Source organism: Streptomyces sp. NPDC057877, assembly GCF_042796855.1.
Taxonomy (GTDB): domain Bacteria; phylum Actinomycetota; class Actinomycetes; order Streptomycetales; family Streptomycetaceae; genus Streptomyces.
The window spans coordinates 148,652-166,841 of sequence record NZ_JBHVMS010000004.1; the positions used below are offsets into that span (position 1 = coordinate 148,652).

Annotated in this window: 22 protein-coding genes, 1 tRNA gene and 1 riboswitch; of the genes, 16 read left to right on the forward strand and 7 right to left on the reverse strand. The window is 70.7% G+C overall.

The genetic code is table 11. The features are described 5' to 3' along the window. The first annotated feature begins 35 nt into the window (after positions 1 to 35). From ACFVQG_RS12145 to ACFVQG_RS12160, 4 genes are all read left to right on the forward strand, one after another. On the forward strand, positions 36 to 458 hold the full coding sequence (locus ACFVQG_RS12145) for a Mov34/MPN/PAD-1 family protein (RefSeq protein ID WP_383380143.1): 423 nt from the start codon (positions 36 to 38) through the stop codon (positions 456 to 458). 89 nt (positions 459 to 547) lie between these two features. Continuing rightward, a complete protein-coding gene (locus tag ACFVQG_RS12150; RefSeq protein ID WP_383380146.1) occupies positions 548 to 643 on the forward strand; it encodes a putative leader peptide in 96 nt (31 codons plus the stop codon). Between the two features lie 97 nt (positions 644 to 740). Then, positions 741 to 1,019 (forward strand): MoaD/ThiS family protein, encoded by a 279-nt coding sequence (locus ACFVQG_RS12155; protein ID WP_381608099.1) that lies wholly within the window; start codon positions 741 to 743, stop codon positions 1,017 to 1,019. A 6-nt stretch (positions 1,020 to 1,025) separates the two neighbouring features. Continuing rightward, positions 1,026 to 1,976, forward strand: a complete 951-nt coding sequence (locus tag ACFVQG_RS12160; protein ID WP_383380149.1) for a PLP-dependent cysteine synthase family protein — start codon at positions 1,026 to 1,028, stop codon at positions 1,974 to 1,976. 24 nt (positions 1,977 to 2,000) lie between these two features. Here ACFVQG_RS12160 and ACFVQG_RS12165 read toward each other — a convergent pair whose 3' ends face one another. Beyond that, a complete protein-coding gene (locus ACFVQG_RS12165; RefSeq protein WP_383380152.1) occupies positions 2,001 to 2,495 on the reverse strand; it encodes a type II toxin-antitoxin system PemK/MazF family toxin in 495 nt (164 codons plus the stop codon). A gap of 204 nt (positions 2,496 to 2,699) precedes the next feature. Between ACFVQG_RS12165 and ACFVQG_RS12170 the strand changes: the two genes are divergently transcribed. Then, positions 2,700 to 3,452, forward strand: coding sequence for an MBL fold metallo-hydrolase (locus tag ACFVQG_RS12170; protein WP_383380155.1), 753 nt, complete (start codon positions 2,700 to 2,702; stop codon positions 3,450 to 3,452). Positions 3,453 to 3,527: 75 nt separating this feature from the next. On the opposite strand, the gene ACFVQG_RS12175 is transcribed toward ACFVQG_RS12170, so the two are convergent. Both ACFVQG_RS12175 and ACFVQG_RS12180 read right to left on the reverse strand, forming a co-directional pair. Beyond that, positions 3,528 to 4,778, reverse strand: coding sequence for a PTS transporter subunit EIIC (locus ACFVQG_RS12175; RefSeq protein ID WP_383380157.1), 1,251 nt, complete (start codon positions 4,776 to 4,778; stop codon positions 3,528 to 3,530). Between the two features lie 129 nt (positions 4,779 to 4,907). Then, entirely contained in the window at positions 4,908 to 6,203 is a 1,296-nt protein-coding gene (locus ACFVQG_RS12180; RefSeq protein ID WP_383380160.1) for a PTS transporter subunit EIIC, read from the reverse strand. A 170-nt stretch (positions 6,204 to 6,373) separates the two neighbouring features. Here ACFVQG_RS12180 and ACFVQG_RS12185 point away from each other — a divergent pair, with 170 nt between their 5' ends. From ACFVQG_RS12185 to rdgB, 4 genes are all read left to right on the forward strand, one after another. Continuing rightward, positions 6,374 to 6,622 (forward strand): glucose PTS transporter subunit EIIB, encoded by a 249-nt coding sequence (locus ACFVQG_RS12185; RefSeq protein ID WP_383381684.1) that lies wholly within the window; start codon positions 6,374 to 6,376, stop codon positions 6,620 to 6,622. Positions 6,623 to 6,697: 75 nt separating this feature from the next. Next, entirely contained in the window at positions 6,698 to 7,435 is a 738-nt protein-coding gene (gene rph / locus ACFVQG_RS12190; protein WP_383380163.1) for a ribonuclease PH, read from the forward strand. Positions 7,436 to 7,578: 143 nt separating this feature from the next. Next, complete coding sequence (locus tag ACFVQG_RS12195) at positions 7,579 to 7,980, forward strand: hypothetical protein (RefSeq protein ID WP_383380166.1); 402 nt, start codon at positions 7,579 to 7,581, stop codon at positions 7,978 to 7,980. A 132-nt stretch (positions 7,981 to 8,112) separates the two neighbouring features. Beyond that, a complete protein-coding gene (rdgB, locus tag ACFVQG_RS12200; RefSeq protein WP_383380169.1) occupies positions 8,113 to 8,715 on the forward strand; it encodes an RdgB/HAM1 family non-canonical purine NTP pyrophosphatase in 603 nt (200 codons plus the stop codon). A 17-nt stretch (positions 8,716 to 8,732) separates the two neighbouring features. On the opposite strand, the gene ACFVQG_RS12205 is transcribed toward rdgB, so the two are convergent. Both ACFVQG_RS12205 and bcp read right to left on the reverse strand, forming a co-directional pair. After that, positions 8,733 to 8,816, reverse strand: a tRNA-Leu gene (locus ACFVQG_RS12205). A 40-nt stretch (positions 8,817 to 8,856) separates the two neighbouring features. Then, positions 8,857 to 9,324, reverse strand: a complete 468-nt coding sequence (gene bcp / locus ACFVQG_RS12210) for a thioredoxin-dependent thiol peroxidase (protein ID WP_383380172.1) — start codon at positions 9,322 to 9,324, stop codon at positions 8,857 to 8,859. A gap of 102 nt (positions 9,325 to 9,426) precedes the next feature. On the opposite strand from bcp, the gene ACFVQG_RS12215 reads away from it, so the two are divergent. The 3 genes from ACFVQG_RS12215 to ACFVQG_RS12225 all read left to right on the forward strand — a co-directional run bounded on the left by ACFVQG_RS12215 (position 9,427) and on the right by ACFVQG_RS12225 (position 10,642). Continuing rightward, positions 9,427 to 9,759 (forward strand): DUF3618 domain-containing protein, encoded by a 333-nt coding sequence (locus ACFVQG_RS12215; protein ID WP_383380174.1) that lies wholly within the window; start codon positions 9,427 to 9,429, stop codon positions 9,757 to 9,759. 43 nt (positions 9,760 to 9,802) lie between these two features. Next, on the forward strand, positions 9,803 to 10,162 hold the full coding sequence (locus ACFVQG_RS12220) for a GroES family chaperonin (RefSeq protein ID WP_383380177.1): 360 nt from the start codon (positions 9,803 to 9,805) through the stop codon (positions 10,160 to 10,162). A gap of 47 nt (positions 10,163 to 10,209) precedes the next feature. Further along, a riboswitch (guanidine-III (ykkC-III) riboswitch) is annotated at positions 10,210 to 10,284 on the forward strand. Positions 10,285 to 10,321: 37 nt separating this feature from the next. Beyond that, positions 10,322 to 10,642 carry a DMT family transporter gene (locus ACFVQG_RS12225; RefSeq protein ID WP_381608074.1) on the forward strand — a complete coding sequence of 107 codons (321 nt, stop codon included), beginning with the start codon at positions 10,322 to 10,324 and terminating at the stop codon, positions 10,640 to 10,642. Between the two features lies 1 nt (position 10,643). Here the strand turns inward: ACFVQG_RS12225 and ACFVQG_RS12230 are convergent, their stop codons facing one another. Continuing rightward, positions 10,644 to 12,917 (reverse strand): transglycosylase domain-containing protein, encoded by a 2,274-nt coding sequence (locus ACFVQG_RS12230; protein ID WP_383380180.1) that lies wholly within the window; start codon positions 12,915 to 12,917, stop codon positions 10,644 to 10,646. A 208-nt stretch (positions 12,918 to 13,125) separates the two neighbouring features. On the opposite strand from ACFVQG_RS12230, the gene ACFVQG_RS12235 reads away from it, so the two are divergent. The 4 genes from ACFVQG_RS12235 to ACFVQG_RS12250 all read left to right on the forward strand — a co-directional run bounded on the left by ACFVQG_RS12235 (position 13,126) and on the right by ACFVQG_RS12250 (position 16,523). Beyond that, complete coding sequence (locus tag ACFVQG_RS12235; protein ID WP_383380182.1) at positions 13,126 to 13,926, forward strand: ABC transporter permease; 801 nt, start codon at positions 13,126 to 13,128, stop codon at positions 13,924 to 13,926. A 61-nt stretch (positions 13,927 to 13,987) separates the two neighbouring features. Next, positions 13,988 to 14,752, forward strand: a complete 765-nt coding sequence (locus ACFVQG_RS12240) for an ABC transporter permease (RefSeq protein ID WP_383381687.1) — start codon at positions 13,988 to 13,990, stop codon at positions 14,750 to 14,752. Beyond that, positions 14,710 to 15,726, forward strand: a complete 1,017-nt coding sequence (locus ACFVQG_RS12245) for an ATP-binding cassette domain-containing protein (protein ID WP_383381690.1) — start codon at positions 14,710 to 14,712, stop codon at positions 15,724 to 15,726. The genes ACFVQG_RS12240 and ACFVQG_RS12245 overlap by 43 nt, the downstream gene beginning before the upstream one ends. A gap of 32 nt (positions 15,727 to 15,758) precedes the next feature. Continuing rightward, entirely contained in the window at positions 15,759 to 16,523 is a 765-nt protein-coding gene (locus ACFVQG_RS12250) for a DUF1707 domain-containing protein (protein WP_383380184.1), read from the forward strand. Between the two features lie 145 nt (positions 16,524 to 16,668). Here ACFVQG_RS12250 and ACFVQG_RS12255 read toward each other — a convergent pair whose 3' ends face one another. Beyond that, a complete protein-coding gene (locus ACFVQG_RS12255; RefSeq protein WP_383380186.1) occupies positions 16,669 to 18,033 on the reverse strand; it encodes an SGNH/GDSL hydrolase family protein in 1,365 nt (454 codons plus the stop codon). Positions 18,034 to 18,190 lie beyond the last annotated feature (157 nt).

Genomic DNA, 18,190 nt, shown 5'->3' on the forward strand with positions numbered 1-18,190 from the left:
CGGTACGGGGCGGCCTTCTGCTTATCCTGACGAGCATGCTGACCATCACCCAGGCCCTGTACGACCAGATCGTCGCCCACGCGCGTGAGGACCACCCCGACGAGGCGTGCGGCGTGGTCGCGGGACCGGTGGGCGAGGGCCGCCCCGAGCGGTTCATCCCGATGCTGAACGCCGCCCGCTCGCCCACGTTCTACGAGTTCGACTCGCAGGACCTGCTCAAGCTCTACCGCGAGCTGGACGACCGCGACGAGGAGCCGGTGATCATCTACCACTCCCACACCGCGACCGAGGCCCACCCCTCCCGCACCGACATCTCCTACGCCAACGAGCCCGGCGCGCACTACGTCCTGGTCTCCACCGCCGACACCGACGGGCTCGGCGACTTCCAGTTCCGCTCGTTCCGGATCATCGAGGGCGAGGTCACGGAGGAGGAAGTGAAGATCGTGGACGCCTGCTGACGGGGCGGGTGCCCACGGTGTGGGCAGAAACCTTCCACGATGCGAGATCACATTCCAGGACCCGGACCGGGAATCGATACGATGAGCCCATGGTTCTCTTCGACGTGAGCGACAAGACGCCGGGCGCACTGCTCGTTGCGCGGCTGCACGTCGATCTGTGCAGGCTCGCCAGCGCCATCTGTTGAAACTGCGCTTCCGCCGTACGGCCGTGTGCCGCGGCGCGCGCTCACGTGTGCGTGCGCCCTCCCACCAGACCCCTTCCTTCGACAGGAGCCCTTTGACATGGCCATCGAGGTCCGCATCCCGACCATCCTCCGCCCGTACACCGACGGTCAGAAGGCGGTGGAGGGGTCCGGGGACACCCTCGCCGACCTGTTCACCGACCTGGAGTCCCGGCACGCGGGCATCCAGGACCGGCTGGTGGACGGCGGAGAGCTGCGCCGCTTCGTCAACGTCTACCTGAACGACGAGGACGTCCGCTTCCTCGACGGCATCAACACCAAGCTCACCGACGGCGACAACGTCACGATCCTGCCGGCCGTCGCCGGTGGTATGGCCTGATCGGCGATGCGCTACGACTCCCCGCTGGCCGCGGTCGGCAACACCCCCCTGGTGCGCCTGCCGCGGCTGTCGCCGTCCGCCGACGTCCGGATCTGGGCCAAGCTGGAGGACCGCAACCCGACCGGCTCGGTCAAGGACCGCCCGGCCCTGCACATGATCGAGCAGGCGGAGAAGGACGGCCGCCTGACCCCGGGCTGCACGATCCTGGAGCCGACGAGCGGCAACACCGGCATCTCGCTGGCCATGGCGGCCAAGCTCAAGGGCTACCGCATCGTGTGCGTGATGCCGGAGAACACCTCGCAGGAACGCCGTGACCTGCTCGCCATGTGGGGCGCCGAGATCATCTCGTCCCCGGCCGCGGGCGGCTCCAACACCGCCGTACGGGTCGCCAAGGAACTGTCCGCCGAGCACCCCGACTGGGTGATGCTCTACCAGTACGGCAACCCGGACAACGCGGGCGCCCACTACGCCACCACCGGCCCCGAGATCCTCGCCGACCTCCCCTCCATCACCCACTTCGTCGCGGGCCTCGGCACCACCGGCACCCTGATGGGCGTCGGCCGCTACCTGCGCGAGCAGAAGCCGGACGTGAAGATCGTCGCCGCCGAACCGCGCTACGACGACCTGGTGTACGGCCTGCGCAACCTCGACGAGGGCTTCGTACCGGAGCTGTACGACGCCTCCGTCCTCACCACCCGCTTCTCGGTCGGCTCCGCCGACGCGGTCACCCGCACCCGGGAACTCCTCCAGCAGGAGGGCATCTTCGCGGGCGTCTCCACCGGCGCGGCGCTGCACGCGGCGATCGGCGTCGGCAAGAAGGCGGTCAAGGCGGGCGAGAGCGCCGACATCGCGTTCGTCGTGGCCGACGGCGGCTGGAAGTACCTCTCGACCGGCGTCTACATGGCGGCCACCACGGAGGAGGCCATCGAGACCCTCCACGGCCAGCTCTGGGCGTGAGCTTCGTGCGTTCCCGGCGTTCCCCTAGGTGAGGTGACGGACCTGGTCCCACAGGACCGGGTCCACGACCCCCGCCCGGCGCCGGAAGTCCCCCACCGGCACCTTGCGCAGCTCGTCGGTCTCCAGGAAGCTCGGCCGCCCGCGGGCGTCCCCGACGGCGCCCGGCGGCAGCGGGATCACCCCGGCCCGCTCGTCGCGGTACCGGCTGGTGATCTTGGCGACGGTGGCGTGCCGCCCGCGCACACTCAGCACCAGACAGGGCCGGTCCTTGGCCCGCCCGTCTCCCACCACCGCCCTACCCGACGCGCTGCGCGCGGCCCCTTCTGACTCCGGCCCGTCCTCGTAGGGCACGTTCGCCCACCAGATCTCCGCGGGCCGCGGCAGCGTCGCGGGCCCCTCGCGCGCGGGCCGGTGCCGCTCCCGCCGCGGCGCGTGCCCCCGCCCCCACCCGTCGACGAGCGTGGCCACCAGCGCGAGCAGCACCACCGCCGCGAGCGCCAGCCACCAGGACGTGTCCATACGCAGACGGTACCGGCGTACGACGCTCCCCGCGCGCCCCTTGCTCCGTCTCACGCGCCTCACGTCCAGCCGAACCGGTGACAGCACAGGTGAGTTCGCCCACAACAGCCCTTGGCGGAGGAGCGACCGGATGTTTTGCGCCTTACGCTCGACGGACCGCACGACCCCCGTTTCTCTCCATCCGCCAGCGGAGGTTTCTGCTTCATGAAGCTCACCGTCGTCGGCTGCTCGGGGTCGTTCCCGTCCGCGGAATCGGCCTGCTCGAGCTACCTCGTCGAGGCCGACGGCTTCCGGCTGCTTCTCGACATGGGCAACGGCGCCCTGGGCGAGTTGCAGCGCCACTGCGGTCTCTACGACCTCGACGCGATCTTCCTGAGCCATCTGCACGCCGACCACTGCATCGACATGTGCGCCTATTTCGTGGCGCGTTACTACCGGCACGACGGCGGGCGCTGCGACCCGATCCCGGTCTACGGCCCCGAGGGCACGGAACACCGGCTGACCACCGCGTACGCCGACACCCCCACCGCCTCGTCGATGAGCGAGGTCTTCGACTTCCACACGGTCAAGCCGTCCACCTTCGACATCGGCCCGTTCACCGTGCACACCGAGCGCGTCGCGCACCCCGTCGAGGCGTACGGCATCCGGATCGAGCACGCGGGGAGGTCCCTGACGTACTCCGGCGACACGGGCGTCACCCCGGCCCTGGACGCGCTGGCCCGGGACACCGACCTGTTCCTGTGCGAGGCCGCCTTCACACACGGCAAGGAGGACATCCCCGACCTCCATCTCAACGGCCGTGAGGCGGGCGAGACCGCCGCCCGCGCGGGCGCCCGCCGTCTGGTCCTCACCCACATCCCGCCGTGGACCGACCCCCAGCTCAACCTGGCCGACGCCCGCGCGGTGTACGACGGGCCGGTGGAGCTGGCGGCGCCCAGGACGTCGTACGAGATCTGAGGCCGTCGCCGGACGGCGAAGGCCCCCCGAGCCTCATCGCTCGGGGGGCCTTCGCTCGTGCCGCGCGGCCGGGGCTCACGCCTTGGTGAGGTCCTCGACCTCCTCCTCGGGCTCACGGCCCGGGGTGGGGAGGTTGAACTTGGTGATGGCGAAGCGGAAGACCGCGTAGTAGATCACCGCGAAGACCAGGCCGATCGGGATGATCAGCCATGGCTTCGTCGCGAGGTTCCAGTTGAGGCCGTAGTCGATGGCACCCGCGGAGAAGGTGAAGCCCGCGTGGACGCCGAGCGCCCAGGTGATCGCCATGGACAGGGCGGTGAGCACCGCGTGGATCACGTACAGCAGCGGGGCGATGAACATGAACGAGAACTCGATCGGCTCGGTCACACCGGTCACGAAGGAGGTCAGCGCCAGCGAGATCATCATGCCCATCACGGCCTTGCGGCGCTCCGGGCGGGCGGCGTGGGCGATGGCGATGGCGGCGGCGGGGAGGCCGAACATCATGATCGGGAAGAAGCCCGACATGAACTGACCGGCGTCCGGGTCACCCGCGAAGAAGCGGTTCAGGTCACCGTGCACGACCTCGCCCGCGGCGTTGGTGAAGTCACCGATCTGGAACCAGGAGACGGTGTTCACGAACTGGTGCATGCCGATGGGGATCAGCGCGCGGTTGACCAGACCGAAGAGACCGGCGCCCGCGGCGCCCAGGCCGGTGATCCACTCGCCGACGTCCGCGATGCCCTCACCGATCGGCTCCCAGACCAGGCCGAAGAAGACGCCCATGGCGGTGCCCACGAAGGCCATGATGATCGGCACCAGTCGGCGGCCGTTGAAGAAGCCGAGCCAGTCCACCAGCTTCTTGCGGTGGTACCGCTGCCACAGCACCGCCGACAGCAGACCCATCAGGATGCCGCCGAGGACGCCGGGGTTGTTGTAGGTCGCGGCTATGTCCGCGCCCTCCTGGACCTTGGCCTCGGTGACCGGGAACGCCTTCAGTACGTTGCTGTAGACCAGGAAACCGACCACGGCGGCCAGCGCGGTGGAGCCGTCGGCCTTCTTGGCGAAGCCGATGGCGACGCCGATGCAGAACAGCAGGGGCAGGTTGGCGAAGACGGCGTCACCGGCGGTGGCGAACACGTCGGCGACCTTGCCCCAGCCCAGGCCGTCCGCGCCGAAGACGTCGGGCTGGCCGAGGCGCAGCAGGATGCCCGCCGCCGGGAGCACGGCGATCGGGAGCTGGAGGCTGCGGCCGACCTTCTGCAGACCCTGGAACAGACCGGATCCCCGCTTCTTTGCGGGGGCCGCCGAATCGGTGGCGGTGCTCATACTTCCTCCATCGGGTGGTGGTCTACACCACTCAGTGGTGTAGACCTGTTCTAGCACGATGAAGGTGAGATAAGGAACCCACGGTTCCCGTGGATGTATGTGACGTCCCAGACCCTCGTGTACGGGCTGTCAGACCTTGGTGACGTCCTCGACTTCGTCCTCCGGCTCCCTGCCCGGAGTCTTCAGATCGAAGCGCGTGATCGCGAAGCGGAAGACCGCGTAGTAGACGACCGCGAAGACCAGACCGATCGGGATGATGGCCCACGGTCTCGTCGCCAGGTTCCAGTTGATGATGTAGTCGATCAGCCCGGCGGAGAAGCTGAACCCGTCGTGCACCCCGAGCCCCCAGGTCACCGCCATCGACACCCCGGTCAGCAGCGCGTGCACCGCGTACAGCAGGGGTGCGATGAACAGGAACGAGTACTCGATCGGCTCGGTGATGCCGGTGACGAACGACGTCAGCGCCACCGACAGCATCAGACCGCCCACCTCCTTGCGGCGGTGCGGCTTGGCGCAGTGCGTGATGGCGAGCGCCGCGGCGGGCAGCGCGAACATCATGATCGGGAAGAAGCCCGAGGTGAACTGCCCCGCGTCCGGGTCCCCGGCGAGGAACATGTTGATGTCGCCGTGTACCTCGGTGCCGTCCGGCTTGGTGTAGGTGCCGAACTGGAACCAGATGGGCACGTTCAGGAACTGGTGCAGCCCGATGACCAGCAGCGCGCGGTTGGCGATGCCGAAGATGCCCGCGCCCCAGGCGCCCAGGTCGCTCATCCAGTCGCTGAAGCTCTCCAGCGCGTCACCGATGGGCGGCCAGACCCACAGGCACAGCGCGGCGAAGGCGATCGCCACGAACGCCATGATGATGGGGACGAGTCGGCGGCCGTTGAAGAAGCCCAGCCAGTCCACCAGCTTCGTCCGGTGGAAGCGGGCCCAGAAGTAGGCGGAGAGCAGACCCATCACGATGCCGCCGAAGACGCCGGGGTTCTGGTAGGTGAAGGCCGTCACCGTCCCGTCGACGGTTCCCTGGCAGCCGATGTTGGGGACCGCCTCCGTGCCGTTTGGACAGTCCTCCGGGAACTGTCGCAGCACGTTGTAGTAGACGAGGAACCCCGCCACCGCCGCCAGCGCGGTCGACCCGTCGGCCTTCTTCGCCATGCCGATCGCGACCCCGACGCAGAACAGCATCGGCAGCCCCAGCGAACTGTCCAGCAGAGCGCCGCCCGCGCCGTTCATCACCTTGGCGACATCGGTCCAGCCGAGCCCGTCGTCGCCGAACACGTCCGGCTGGCCAAGCCGGTTGAGGATGCCCGCGGCGGGCAGGACGGCGATGGGAAGCTGGAGGCTGCGGCCCATCTTCTGGAGCCCCTGGAAGAGCCTGTTCCAGCGGGCGCGGGCGGGGCTGGGGGCGGCGGCGTCGGCGCTCATGGGCGAGGCGGTCCTTCCGGGCGGTTTGGCGACCGTCTGTCGGGTGGTGTAGACCAGTCGTGGGGGCGAGGGTGTCGCCGTGTCGTCATCCTGCGGTCCCCACGGCCCGAACGCTCGCGAAGCTGGGCCAACTGTGGGTTACTGCGGTTACTGCGACCAACGCGGTTCGGATCAGGGAGAAGCACATGGCCAGCAAGGCTGAGAAGATCGTTGCCGGGCTCGGCGGCATCGACAACATCGAAGAGGTCGAGGGCTGCATCACGCGGCTGCGGGTCGAGGTGGGCGACGCCTCGCTGGTCGACGACACCGCCCTGAAGGCCGCCGGTGCCCATGGCGTCGTGAAGATGGGCACCGCCATCCAGGTCGTCATCGGCACCGACGCCGACCCGGTCGCGGCGGACATCGAAGACATGATGTGACCGATCCGGTCACTCCGGTGAGGGGCCCTTCCCACGGTGGGAGGGGCCCCTTCCGTATGCGGCTAGGCTCACCCCATGTCTCGAATCGACGGCCGCACCCCCGATCAGCTCCGCCCGGTCACCATCGAACGCGGCTGGAGCAAGCACGCCGAGGGCTCCGTCCTCGTCTCCTTCGGCGACACCAAGGTGCTGTGCACCGCCTCCGTCACCGAGGGCGTCCCGCGCTGGCGCAAGGGCAGCGGCGAGGGCTGGGTCACCGCCGAGTACGCCATGCTGCCCCGCTCCACCAACACCCGCGGCGACCGTGAGTCCGTACGCGGCAAGATCGGCGGCCGTACCCACGAGATCAGCCGTCTCGTCGGCCGCTCGCTGCGTGCCGTCGTCGACTACAAGGCGCTGGGCGAGAACACCATCGTCCTGGACTGCGACGTCCTCCAGGCCGACGGCGGCACCCGCACCGCCGCCATCACCGGCGCGTACGTCGCCCTGGCCGACGCGGTCTCCTGGGCCCGGGGCAAGAAGATCATCAAGCCCGGCCGCCAGCCCCTCACCGGCACGGTCAGCGCGATCTCGGTCGGCATCGTCGGCGGCGTGCCGCTCCTCGACCTCTGCTACGAGGAGGACGTCAGGGCCGAGACGGACATGAACGTCGTCTGCACGGGAGACGGCCGCTTCGTCGAGGTCCAGGGCACCGCCGAGGCCGAGCCCTTCGCCCGCGAGGAACTCAACGCCCTGCTCGACCTGGCGGTGGCCGGTTGCACCGACCTGGCGGCGGCGCAGCGGGCGGCACTTGGTACCGTCACGGAAAAGTAAAGGGCGTACCAAAGCGGGGGGTCGGCGCGGGCAACCGCGCCGCGTGCCGTCGCGTCCGTACAGATACGGGCGCACGGCTCATCCCTGTGCGCCCGGCCAGGAGTTCAGGGCCCGTCGGGCCCGTACGAGGGAGGGACCGATCCATGGCCGTGAGCCGTCGTCGGCGCAGCCGCACCGTCATCGCCGCCACCGTGGCAGCCGTCGCGCTGACGGTGGGCGTGACCACCGGGTGCGACGCCGTCAGCAAGGCGCTCGACTGTGTCGAGACGGCCGACGCCGTCGCCGACGCGGTCACCGACCTCCAGCGGGCGGTGGACGCGGCGGCCGAGGACCCGACCCAGACCCAGGAGGCCGTCGAGGCGGTCGGCGACAGCCTCGACCGGATCGACAGCGAGACCGGCGACGCTGATCTCGACAAGGCGACGGCGAATCTGCGCGAGGCGCTGGTGGAGGTCACCACCGCGGTGGAGAACGGCGATGCCACGCCGGACATCAGCGGTGTCACGGACGCGGCCGGGGAACTGACCAAGGTCTGCACGCCGTAGCGCTGCGCTGGCCTGGGCCGGGGGCGTCTGCCGGGTTGCGGTGGTGGACAGGTGCGGGTGCGTCTGGCCGGTCGCGCAGTTTCCCGCGCCCCTTCCGGGGGCGCGCTTCGGCGCCCCGGGATACTGGTCCCCATGACCCGTCTCATCCTCGCCACCCGTAACGCCGGAAAGATCACCGAGCTGAGGGCCATCCTCGCCGACGCGGGGCTGCCGCATGAACTCGTCGGCGCGGAGGCCTATCCCGAGATCCCCGACGTCAAGGAGACCGGTGTCACCTTCGCCGAGAACGCGCTGCTCAAGGCGCACGCCCTGGCGCGGGCCACCGGACTGCCCGCCGTCGCCGACGACTCGGGGCTCTGCGTCGACGTGCTGAACGGCGCGCCCGGCATCTTCTCCGCCCGCTGGGCGGGCCGCCACGGCGACGACCGGGCCAACCTGGAGCTGCTCCTGGCCCAGCTCTCCGACATCGACGAGGAGCACCGGGGCGCCCACTTCGCCTGCGCCGCGGCGCTCGCGCTGCCGGACGGCGCGGAGCGGGTGGTCGAGGGGCGACTGCGGGGCGTGCTGCGGCACCAGCCCGCGGGGACCGGCGGCTTCGGCTACGACCCGATCCTGCAGCCGGAGGGGGAGAGCCGGACCTGCGCGGAGCTGACCCCGGAGGAGAAGAACGCGATCAGCCACCGGGGCAAGGCGTTCCGCGCACTGGTGCCGGTGGTGCGGGAGCTGCTCGGCTAGCGGCTGCCGCAGAGCGGTGCGGCCGGAGGGACTCGAACCCTCACGGGAGTTACCCCACTGGGACCTAAACCCAGCGTGACTGCCAATTCCACCACGGCCGCTCGACGTTGCCCGGCCAATGCTACTGGTCGGGCAGCGCGCTCAGATCCCCAGATCCTTGATGATCTTGGCGACATGGCCGGTCGCCTTGACGTTGTACAGCGCCCGCTCGACCTTGCCCTCCTCGTCGACGACCACCGTGGAGCGGATCACACCGACGACCGTCTTGCCGTAGAGCTTCTTCTCGCCGTACGCGCCGTACGCCTCCAGGACCTTCTTGTCCGGGTCGGCGACGAGGGTGACCTTCAGTGACTCCTTGTCGCGGAACTTGGCCAGCTTCTCGGGCTTGTCGGGGGAGACGCCGATGACGTCGTATCCCGCGCCCGCCAGCACGTCGAGGTTGTCCGTGAAGTCGCAGGCCTGCTTGGTGCAGCCGGGGGTCAGGGCGGCCGGGTAGAAGTAGACGATGACCTTGCGGCCCTTGTGGTCGGCCAGGGACACCTCGGTGCCGTCGGCGTCGGGGAGGGTGAAGGCGGGGGCCACGTCCCCCGGCTGGAGTCGCTCGCTCATCGTGCCAGCCTAACCGGGGGTGCTGACAGTGCGGTCGCGCCCGGAACTGACAGACTGTCCGCAGCACAACAGCAGACATCAGCTGACTTCGGAGGCGGCACGGTGGCGGACACGTCGGACACCAGGACTCCGGCCCAGATCGAGGCGGACATCAAGCGCCGCCGTGCGGTACTGGCCGAGACGCTCGACGAGATCGGGGTGCGGGTGCACCCGAAGACCATCGTCGGGGACGCGAAGGCCAAGGTCGCCGCGGACGTCGACCGCACCCTGGGACGGGCCTACGTCCAGGTCAACCGGGTGGTGAGCGAGGTGCGCGCACAGTTCGTGGACGACGAGGGCGCGCCCCGCATGGAGCGGGTGCTGCCCGTCGCGCTGGTCGCCGTGGGCGTCGTGGGCCTGCTGGCCCTCAGCGGCTCCCGGCGCCGTAAGCGCTGACCCGACCGGTACGAACACGTCCCAGGCAGGTAGGTTCAGAGGCGTGAGCGCCAAGAGAAACGACCACAGCACCCCCCAGCACGACAAGCTGCCCATCCGGATGCTGCACGACCGTGTGCTCGTGCGGCAGGACACCAGCGAGGGCGAGCGGCGTTCCGGCGGCGGCATCCTGATCCCCGCCACGGCCGCCGTCGGCCGTCGGCTGGCCTGGGCGGAGGTCGTCGCGGTGGGGCAGAACGTCCGCACCGTGGAACCCGGCGACCGGGTGCTGTACGACCCCGAGGACCGCGCCGAGGTCGAGGTGCGGGGTGTGCCGTACGTGCTGATGCGCGAGCGCGACCTGCACGCGGTGGCGGCCGACCGCTTCGAGGGGTCGGAGGACTCGACGGGGCTGTACCTGTAGCACCACGGCAGTACGAGGGGCCGGTGACCGTCGTCACCGGCCCCTTAGCGTGCTCCGTTGCTACCGTGGAGGGGACGCCCGACGAGACGCGCCGTACCGGGCCAAGGCAAAGACGACGCACCTTCCGTCTCGCTGTCGTCCCGCCCGGAGGTACCCGTCATGGCCTGGGTTCTGCTCGTCGTCGCCGGTCTGCTGGAGGTGGGCTGGTCGATCGGGATGAAGTACACCGAGGGCTTCACCCGTCTCGTCCCCAGCCTGTTCACCGGCGCCGGGATCGTCGCCAGCATGGTGCTGCTGTCGTACGCCGCCAAGTCCCTGCCGATCGGTACCGCCTACGGCGTGTGGGTGGGGATCGGGGCGGCCGGTTCGGCGGTGCTCGGCATGGTGGTGCTGGGGGAGCCCGCGACCGCCGCCCGGATCTTCTTCGTCTGCCTGCTGCTGGTGGCCGTGGTCGGGCTCAAGGCGACCTCCGGCCACTGACTCACCCCGTGACGGGGCCGCCCGTCAGCCCGCCGCCCTCCGTGAGGCCGCCGGTGGTGGTGCCGGGGGGCGTCGGCGGGGCGTCCGTCGTCGTGTCGTCGCCCGGCGTCGTGCCGCCGTCGGTGGCCGTCTCGCCGCCCGTCGTCGTGTCGTCGGGCGGCGGGGTGGTGCTGTGGCGGGTCGGCGGGGCGCTGCTCGGGCTCGGCCTGTCCTGGTCGGCCGGGGCGCCGGAGGACGGGGGCGGGGAGGACGGCGGGCTGGTGGGGACGTCCCGCAGGTCCCACTCCTCGGAGGCCGTCTGGAGCTGCAGGCTGAAGTCGTGCGCGGGCGTGTCCTTCAGGGCGTCCCTGGTGAACTGGGCCCAGATCTCGGCGGGCGCGCCACCGCCGTTCATCCGGGGCAGGCCCATGGCCTTGTAGAGCGGCATGTGCTCGGCGGTGACCGGGTCCTGGCCCATGACGGCGACCACGGTGGCCAGATCGGGCGTGTACCCGGCGAACCAGGCCGCCCGGTCCTCCTCGGCGGTGCCCGTCTTGCCCGCGGCGGGGCGGCCCGCGGCCCCCGCGGCGGAGGCGGTGCCGTTCTCGATGGTGCTGCGGAGCACCGACGTGGTGGTGTCGGCGGCCTCCCGGCTGATGACCTGCCGGGGGTGGCGCGCGGGCAGTTCGATCTCGGTGCCGTCCTGAGTGATCTTCTTGATCAGGGTGTACGCGCCGTGCTCACCGTGGTTGGCGAGCGTCGCGTACGCCTGGGCCATGTCCAGGACGCTCGCCGTGGCCGTGCCGAGCGCGACGGACGGCCCGCCGTGCAGTTCGGGGGTGCTCGCGGGCAGCCCGAGGTCGATCGCGGTCTGCTTCACCTCTTCGGGTCCGACGTCGACGACCATCTGCGCGTACACCGAGTTGACGGACCGGTCGGTGGCCTCGCGGACGGTGATCTCGCCGTAGTCGTGGTGGTCCTCGTTCTCGGGTGCGTAGGAGCCGCCGCTCCAGCCCTGGACGGGGCGCTCGCTGGTGCCGTCGTAGAGCGTGTTCGGGGTGATGATGCGGCCGTCCTGGGTGCTGGCGGCGTTCTGGACGGCCGAGGCGAACACGAACGGCTTGAAGGTGGAGCCGACCTGGAAGTCCCTGCGGGTGGCGCCGTTGGTGTACTGCTTGACGTAGTCGATGCCGCCGTACAGCGCCACGACCCCGCCGGTCTTCGGGTCGATCGCGGCGCCGCCCGCGCGGACGTAGCCGTCGACCTTGCGGGCCTTGGGATCGAGCCGGGACATCAGCCGCTCGTCGACGGCCTTCACGAAGGCGTCCTGCCGGGGCTTCTCCAGGGTGGTGGTGATGCGGTAGCCGCCGCGCTCCAGCTCCTCCGGGCTGACGATGTCGTGCTCGGCGAGGTACTGCTTGACCGCCTCGACGACATAGCCGCGCTGCCCGGACAGCCCGGTGGAGACGGTGGCCTCCTTCGGCATCGGGAACTCCGTGCCCGCCCGCTCGGTGGCGCTCAGCCAGCCCTCGGTGACCATGCCGTCCAGGACGTAGTTCCAGCGCTCCTCGGCGGCGGCCCGGTTCTCCGGGTGGGCCACGACGTCGTACTCGCTGGGGGCGTTGAGGAGGGCGGCGAGGTAGGCGGCGCGGGCCGGGTCGAGGTCGGTGGCGTCCATGCCGTAGTAGGCGTGGGCGGCGGACTGGATGCCGTAGGCGTTGCGGCCGAAGTAGCTGGTGTTGAGATAGCCCTCCAGGATCTGGTCCTTGGTGACGGTGCGGTCCAGCTTGATCGCGATGAAGAACTCCTTCGCCTTGCGGGTCAGGGTCTGCTCCTGCGCGAGGTAGTAGTTCTTCACGTACTGCTGGGTGATCGTGGAGCCGGACTGCCTGCCCTTGCCGGTGGCGGTGTTCCAGGCCGCGCGGACCATCGCCTTGGGGTCGACGGCGGACTCGGTGTAGAAGTCGCGGTCCTCGGCGGCCAGTACGGCGTGCTGGGCGTCCTTGGAGACCCGCGCGAGGCTCACGCTCTCGCGGTTGACCTCGCCGTCGCGGGCGAGCTGGGAGCCGTCGGCGTAGAGGTAGACGTTGCTCTGCTTGACGGCGAGGGCGTTCGCGGGCGGGATCTGGACCAGGGAGTAGCCGAGGACGAAGGCGCCGGCCAGCAGCATGACGCCGAGGACGAAGGCGCCGAGCACCATGCGCCAGGTGGGGATGAGGCGGCGCCAGCCGGTGCGCCGGGGCCGCGGGGGCCGCGCCTTCGCAAGGGTGTTCGGCTGTTGCGGCTCGTCGTTCATGTTGTGCGTGGGCTCCTGTGCTGCTGATCCGCTGCGTACGGTCCGTACGCCCTCGTACGCGTTCCGCGTCCGGTGGTGAAGACTCTCGCACCAAGCGTTCCGTTCCCGGCGAGCGGCACGCATACGTCGGGAAATCGCGTGGCGGGGTGGGGGAGGCGGGCACTAAGCTCCTGCGCTTCGGTGTCTGTTTCCGAGGGGGGTCGGTGTCGTGGGCGCGGGGCGGTTGTACCTTGCCGTCACGGTGAGCGGGTTCCGGCGGTACGCGACCTACCGGGTCGCCACGGCCGCGGGGGTGTTCACCAACACCGTCTTCGGTCTCATCCTCGCGTACACCTATCTCGCCCTGTGGGAGGAACGGCCGCGGCTCGGCGGCTACGACCAGGCGGAGGCCGTCACCTATGTGTGGCTGGGGCAGGCGCTGTTCGCGACGCTGGCCGTCCAGGGCGGCGGCTTCGAGAACGAGTTCGCCGAACGCGTCCGTACGGGTGAGGTCGCGATCGACCTGTACCGGCCCGCCGACCTCCAACTGTGGTGGCTGGCCAACGACTTGGGTCGCGCGGTGTTCCAGCTGCTGGGCCGGGGCGTGCTCCCCTTCGTCTTCGGGGCGCTGGTCTTCCCGGTGGCGCTGCCCGGCGATCCGCTGGTCTGGCTGTCCTGCCTGGTCGCGGTGTTCCTCGGGATGGTCGTCAGCTTCGCGATCCGCTACCTGGTGGCGTTGAGCACCTTCTGGCTCCTCGACGGCACCGGCGTCCTCCAGATGATGATGATCACCGGGCTGTTCTGCTCGGGCATGGTGCTGCCCCTGAACGCCTTCCCCGGCGAACTCGGCGAGGTGGTACGCGTCCTGCCGTGGGCCGCGCTGCTCCAGACGCCCGCGGACGTCCTGCTGGGGCACGCCGCCCCGCTGCGGATGTTCGCCTTCCAGGCGGGGTGGGCGGTGGCGCTGCTGGCGCTGGGGCGGCTGGTGCAGTCGGCGGCTACGCGGCGGGTGGTGGTGCAGGGTGGCTGAGCCTGGCGTGGAGACCGGCCGTCTGGTGACGGGACTGCGTGCCTACGGGCTGATCGCCGGGATGTGGATCCGCTCCACCATGGCCTACCGGGCGTCCTTCGCGATGACGCTGGTCGGGAACCTGCTGATCACCGGGCTCGACTTCGTCGCCATCCTGCTGATGTTCTCGCGGGTCGACTCCCTCGGCGGCTACACCCTGCCCGAGGTCGCCCTCCTCTACGGCCTGTCCGCCACCTCCTTCGGCCTGGCCGACCTGGCCTTCGGCTCGGTGGGCCGGATCGGCGTCCGGGTGCGCGACGGCACCCTCGACACGCTGCTGGTGCGGCCCGCCCCGGTGCTCGCGCAGGTCGCCGCGGACCGGTTCGCGCTGCGCCGCGCGGGGCGGGTGACACAGGGCGCCCTGGTGCTGGGCTACGCGCTCTCGGCCGTGGACGTCGACTGGACCTGGGCGAAGGTGCTGCTGATGCCGGTCATGGTGGTCAGCGGCGCCGGGATCTTCTGCGCGCTGCTGGTGGCGGGCGCGGCGTTCCAGTTCGTGGCGCAGGACGCGGCGGAGGTGCAGAGCGCGTTCACCTACGGCGGTACGACGATGCTCCAGTACCCGCCGACCGTGTTCGGCAAGGACATGCTGCGCTCGGTGACGTTCGTCCTGCCGCTGGCCTTCGTCAACTGGCTGCCCGCGGCGTATGTGCTCGGTCGGTCGTATCCGCTGGGGCTGCCGCAGTGGGTGGGTTTCCTGCCGCCGGTGGTGGCGGTGGGGTGCTGTGCGCTGGCGGGGTGGGTGTGGCGGGCGGGGCTGAGGTCGTACCGGAGTACGGGGAGCTGAGGGCTGTGGACGGGCGCTTCATCGAGCTGGACCAGGTCGAGAAGGTCTTCGAGGTGCGCAGGAAGACCGGGTTCCTGCGGCGGGAGCGGCGGGAGGTGCGCGCGGTCGACTCGCTGTCGTTCACCGTGGCGCGCGGCGAGATGGTCGGCTACATCGGGCCGAACGGCGCCGGGAAGTCGACGACGATCAAGATGCTCACCGGCATCCTGACGCCGAGCGGCGGCCGGTTGCGGGTCGCGGGCATCGACCCCTCCCGCGAGCGCACCCGGCTCGCGCACCGGATCGGGGTGGTGTTCGGGCAGCGTACGACGCTGTGGTGGGACCTGCCGCTGGTCGACTCCTACCGGCTGATGCACCGTATGTACCGCATCCCGGACGCCCGTTACCGCGAGAACCTGGACCGCCTGGTCGAACTGCTGGACCTGTCGGCCCTGCTGGACGTGCCCGTGCGGCAGCTGTCCCTCGGGCAGCGGATGCGGGGCGACATCGCGGCGGCGCTGCTGCACGACCCCGAGGTGCTGTACCTGGACGAGCCGACGATCGGCCTGGACGTCGTCTCGAAGGCGAAGGTGCGGGGGTTCCTGCGCGACGTCAACGCCGAGCGCGGCACGACGGTGCTGCTGACCACCCATGACCTCCAGGACATCGAGCAGCTGTGCTCGCGCGTGATGGTCATCGACCACGGGCGCCTGATGTACGACGGCCCGCTGACCGGGCTGCACGAGGCGGGCGAGAGCGAACGCACCCTGGTCGTCGACCTGGAGCGCGAGCTGCCGCCGATCGCCGCCCCCGCGCCCGCGCGGGTGGTACGGGTCGAGGGACCGCGGCAGTGGCTGGCCTTCCCGGCGTCGGAGTCGGCGGCGGCGCTGGTGGCGCGGATCGCGGCGGAGTACCCGTTGGTCGATCTGTCGGTGCGGGAGCCGGACATCGAGGCGGTGATCGCGCGGATGTACGAAGAGAGGGCGACCGCGTAGTGCGGGCGGGGTCCAGTCCGTAGGCTGAGCGTATGACCGACGATGCCCCGGAGCTGCGTGCCTCCGACGCCGATCGCGAACGAGTCGCCGAGGTCCTGCGGGACGCGGTGGCGGAGGGCCGCCTCGACATGGCGGAATTCGAGGAGCGGCTCGACGCGACGTACCAGGCGCGTACCTACGGGGAGCTGGCGCCGATCACCAAGGACCTGCCGGTGGGCGGGGGCGACGGGGCCGCTCCGGCGGTGAACATGTCGAAGGCCCCGGCGACGCCCGGGAGTTGGTCGGGGCGGATCGTCGGGGGCGAGGGGTCGTCGCGGTGGGGCGTCGCGATCATGTCCGGCTTCCAGCGCAAGGGGCGCTGGACCGTGCCGCGGCGGTTCAACTCCTTCGCCTTCTGGGGCGGGGGCGAGATCGATCTGCGCGAGGCGGACTTCGCGGACCGTGAGGTCGTGATCAACTGCATCGCGATCATGGGCGGGGTGAACGTGGTCGTGCCGCCCGGTGTCGACGTCGAGGTCCGCGGGATCGGCATCATGGGCGGCTTCGACCAACGCGAGGACGGCGTGCCGGGCGAACCCGGCGGCCCCCGCGTCGTCGTCACCGGCTTCGCCTTCTGGGGCGGCGTCGGCGTCGAGCGCAAGGCCACCCGCGCGGAACGCCGCCGCCTGAAGGAGGAGCGCCGGGCGGCCCGCAAGGAGATCGGCGACGCGCATCACCGGATGCTGGAGGGGCACCGCGATTTCGCGCGAGGGCTGCACGAGGACCGGCGGGAGCGGCGGGAACGCCGGGAGGACTGAGGGCGTGGGCACCGGCTGGTGTCCTGCGCCTGAGATCCGTCGGTAGGTCCGTCTCGTCCCGGCGGTCGGATTCCCGCCGCCGCACAGGCGCGTGGACCGCCTGCGGCTCAGCCGGAACTGCCCGGGGACTTCCCGGCGTAGGACACTACAGCGACGCCGGTGCCGACCCCACCAGGTCCTCCAGGTCCACCGCCCGCGCCATCCGCGCGTACCCCGCGTCACTGGGATGCAGATGGTCCCCGGAGTCGTACTCGCCGAGGAACCGCCGGGGGTCGTAAGGGTCCCGGACCGCCTTGTCGAAGTCGGCGTAGGCGTCGAAGACCCGCCCGGCCCGGATCTCCTCGTTGACCCGTTGCCGTACCGCCTCCCGGGCGTCGGTGTACCCCCGGTGCCCGCCGAAGGGCATCAGCGTCGCCCCCACGGCCTTCACCCCCTGGGCGTGCGCCTGCCGCACCAGTTCGCGCAGACCGTCGAGGATCTCCGCGGAGTCCTCGTCGGGATCGGCGGGCAGCGGATCGCGCAGGATGTCGTTGACCCCGAGGTCGATCACCACGACCCGCACCCCGGTCCGCCCCAGCACGTCCCGCTGGAAGCGGTCCAGGCCGCTCGGATTGTCCGCGGGCCGCCCCAGCCCGCCCGAGAGCAGCCGGTTCCCGCTGATGCCCTGGTTCACGACGCCGTACCGGGGCACGTCGTCCCCGACGGCAGCCCGCAACCGGTCCGCGAGGACGTCCGGCCACCGCCGGTTCTCCCCGATCGTGGACGACATCCCGTCGGTGAGGGAGTCACCGAACGCGACGACCGTGCCGTCCGACTCCCGGCTCAGCACGTCGAGCGCGGTCAGATACCGCCACGCCTCCACCTCCCGCGTGTACGGCACACCGGTCAGGTCGTCGGCATGGGGCCCCTCCGCGGCATACGACATCTGCTGCGCACGCGGATGCCAGGTGACCGGCCCCGCGCCGGTGGGGGAGTACGTGGTGACCAGCAGATCGGCGTCATGCGGAACCCGCAGCCGCACGGCGTCGCTGGTCACCTGCCGCCCCGGCGGTACGACCACGTCCGCGGCGCCCCCGAAGGTCAGCCGCCGCATCGACCCCGGTACGGCGGCGGCCGTGCCGTCGGCCGAGAGGGCGAGGGTGGCGTGGGTGACGGTCAGCGGCTGTCGGCCGTAGAGATTGGACAGCGTGATACGGGCACCCGTGCCCCCGACGCTGGTGTGCACGACGTTGCGCAGCGAGAACCCCGCCAGGCCGGTCATCTCGGTGCCGGGCTCGGCGGCGGCCGGGGAGGCCGACCACGAGCCGACCCAGGCGCCGGTCGACGCGGGTGCCGCGGAGTTGTGCGGCGGGCGGCCCCCGGCGAGCGTGTGCCGGTCGGTGCCGTCGTCGGAGGAGACCCCGACGTATATGGCTGCCGACAGGGCCACGATCAGCGCGACGATCGCGGCGAGCAAGGCGTGGTGCTTTGTGGGGGACACCCCCACACCCCCAGCGTGACGCCTGGTCATGCGGTGCGGGTCTCCTCGGGCGAGACGGAACCCGGGCGGACGGCCCGGGATCCGAAGGGATCGCTCCATGATGAGGCATGGAGCGGAGGGAAGATGAACAAGGCCCCCCATTGGGCCACCGGCGTTCCACAGTGAACTTCCCCGACAGGACAGACGC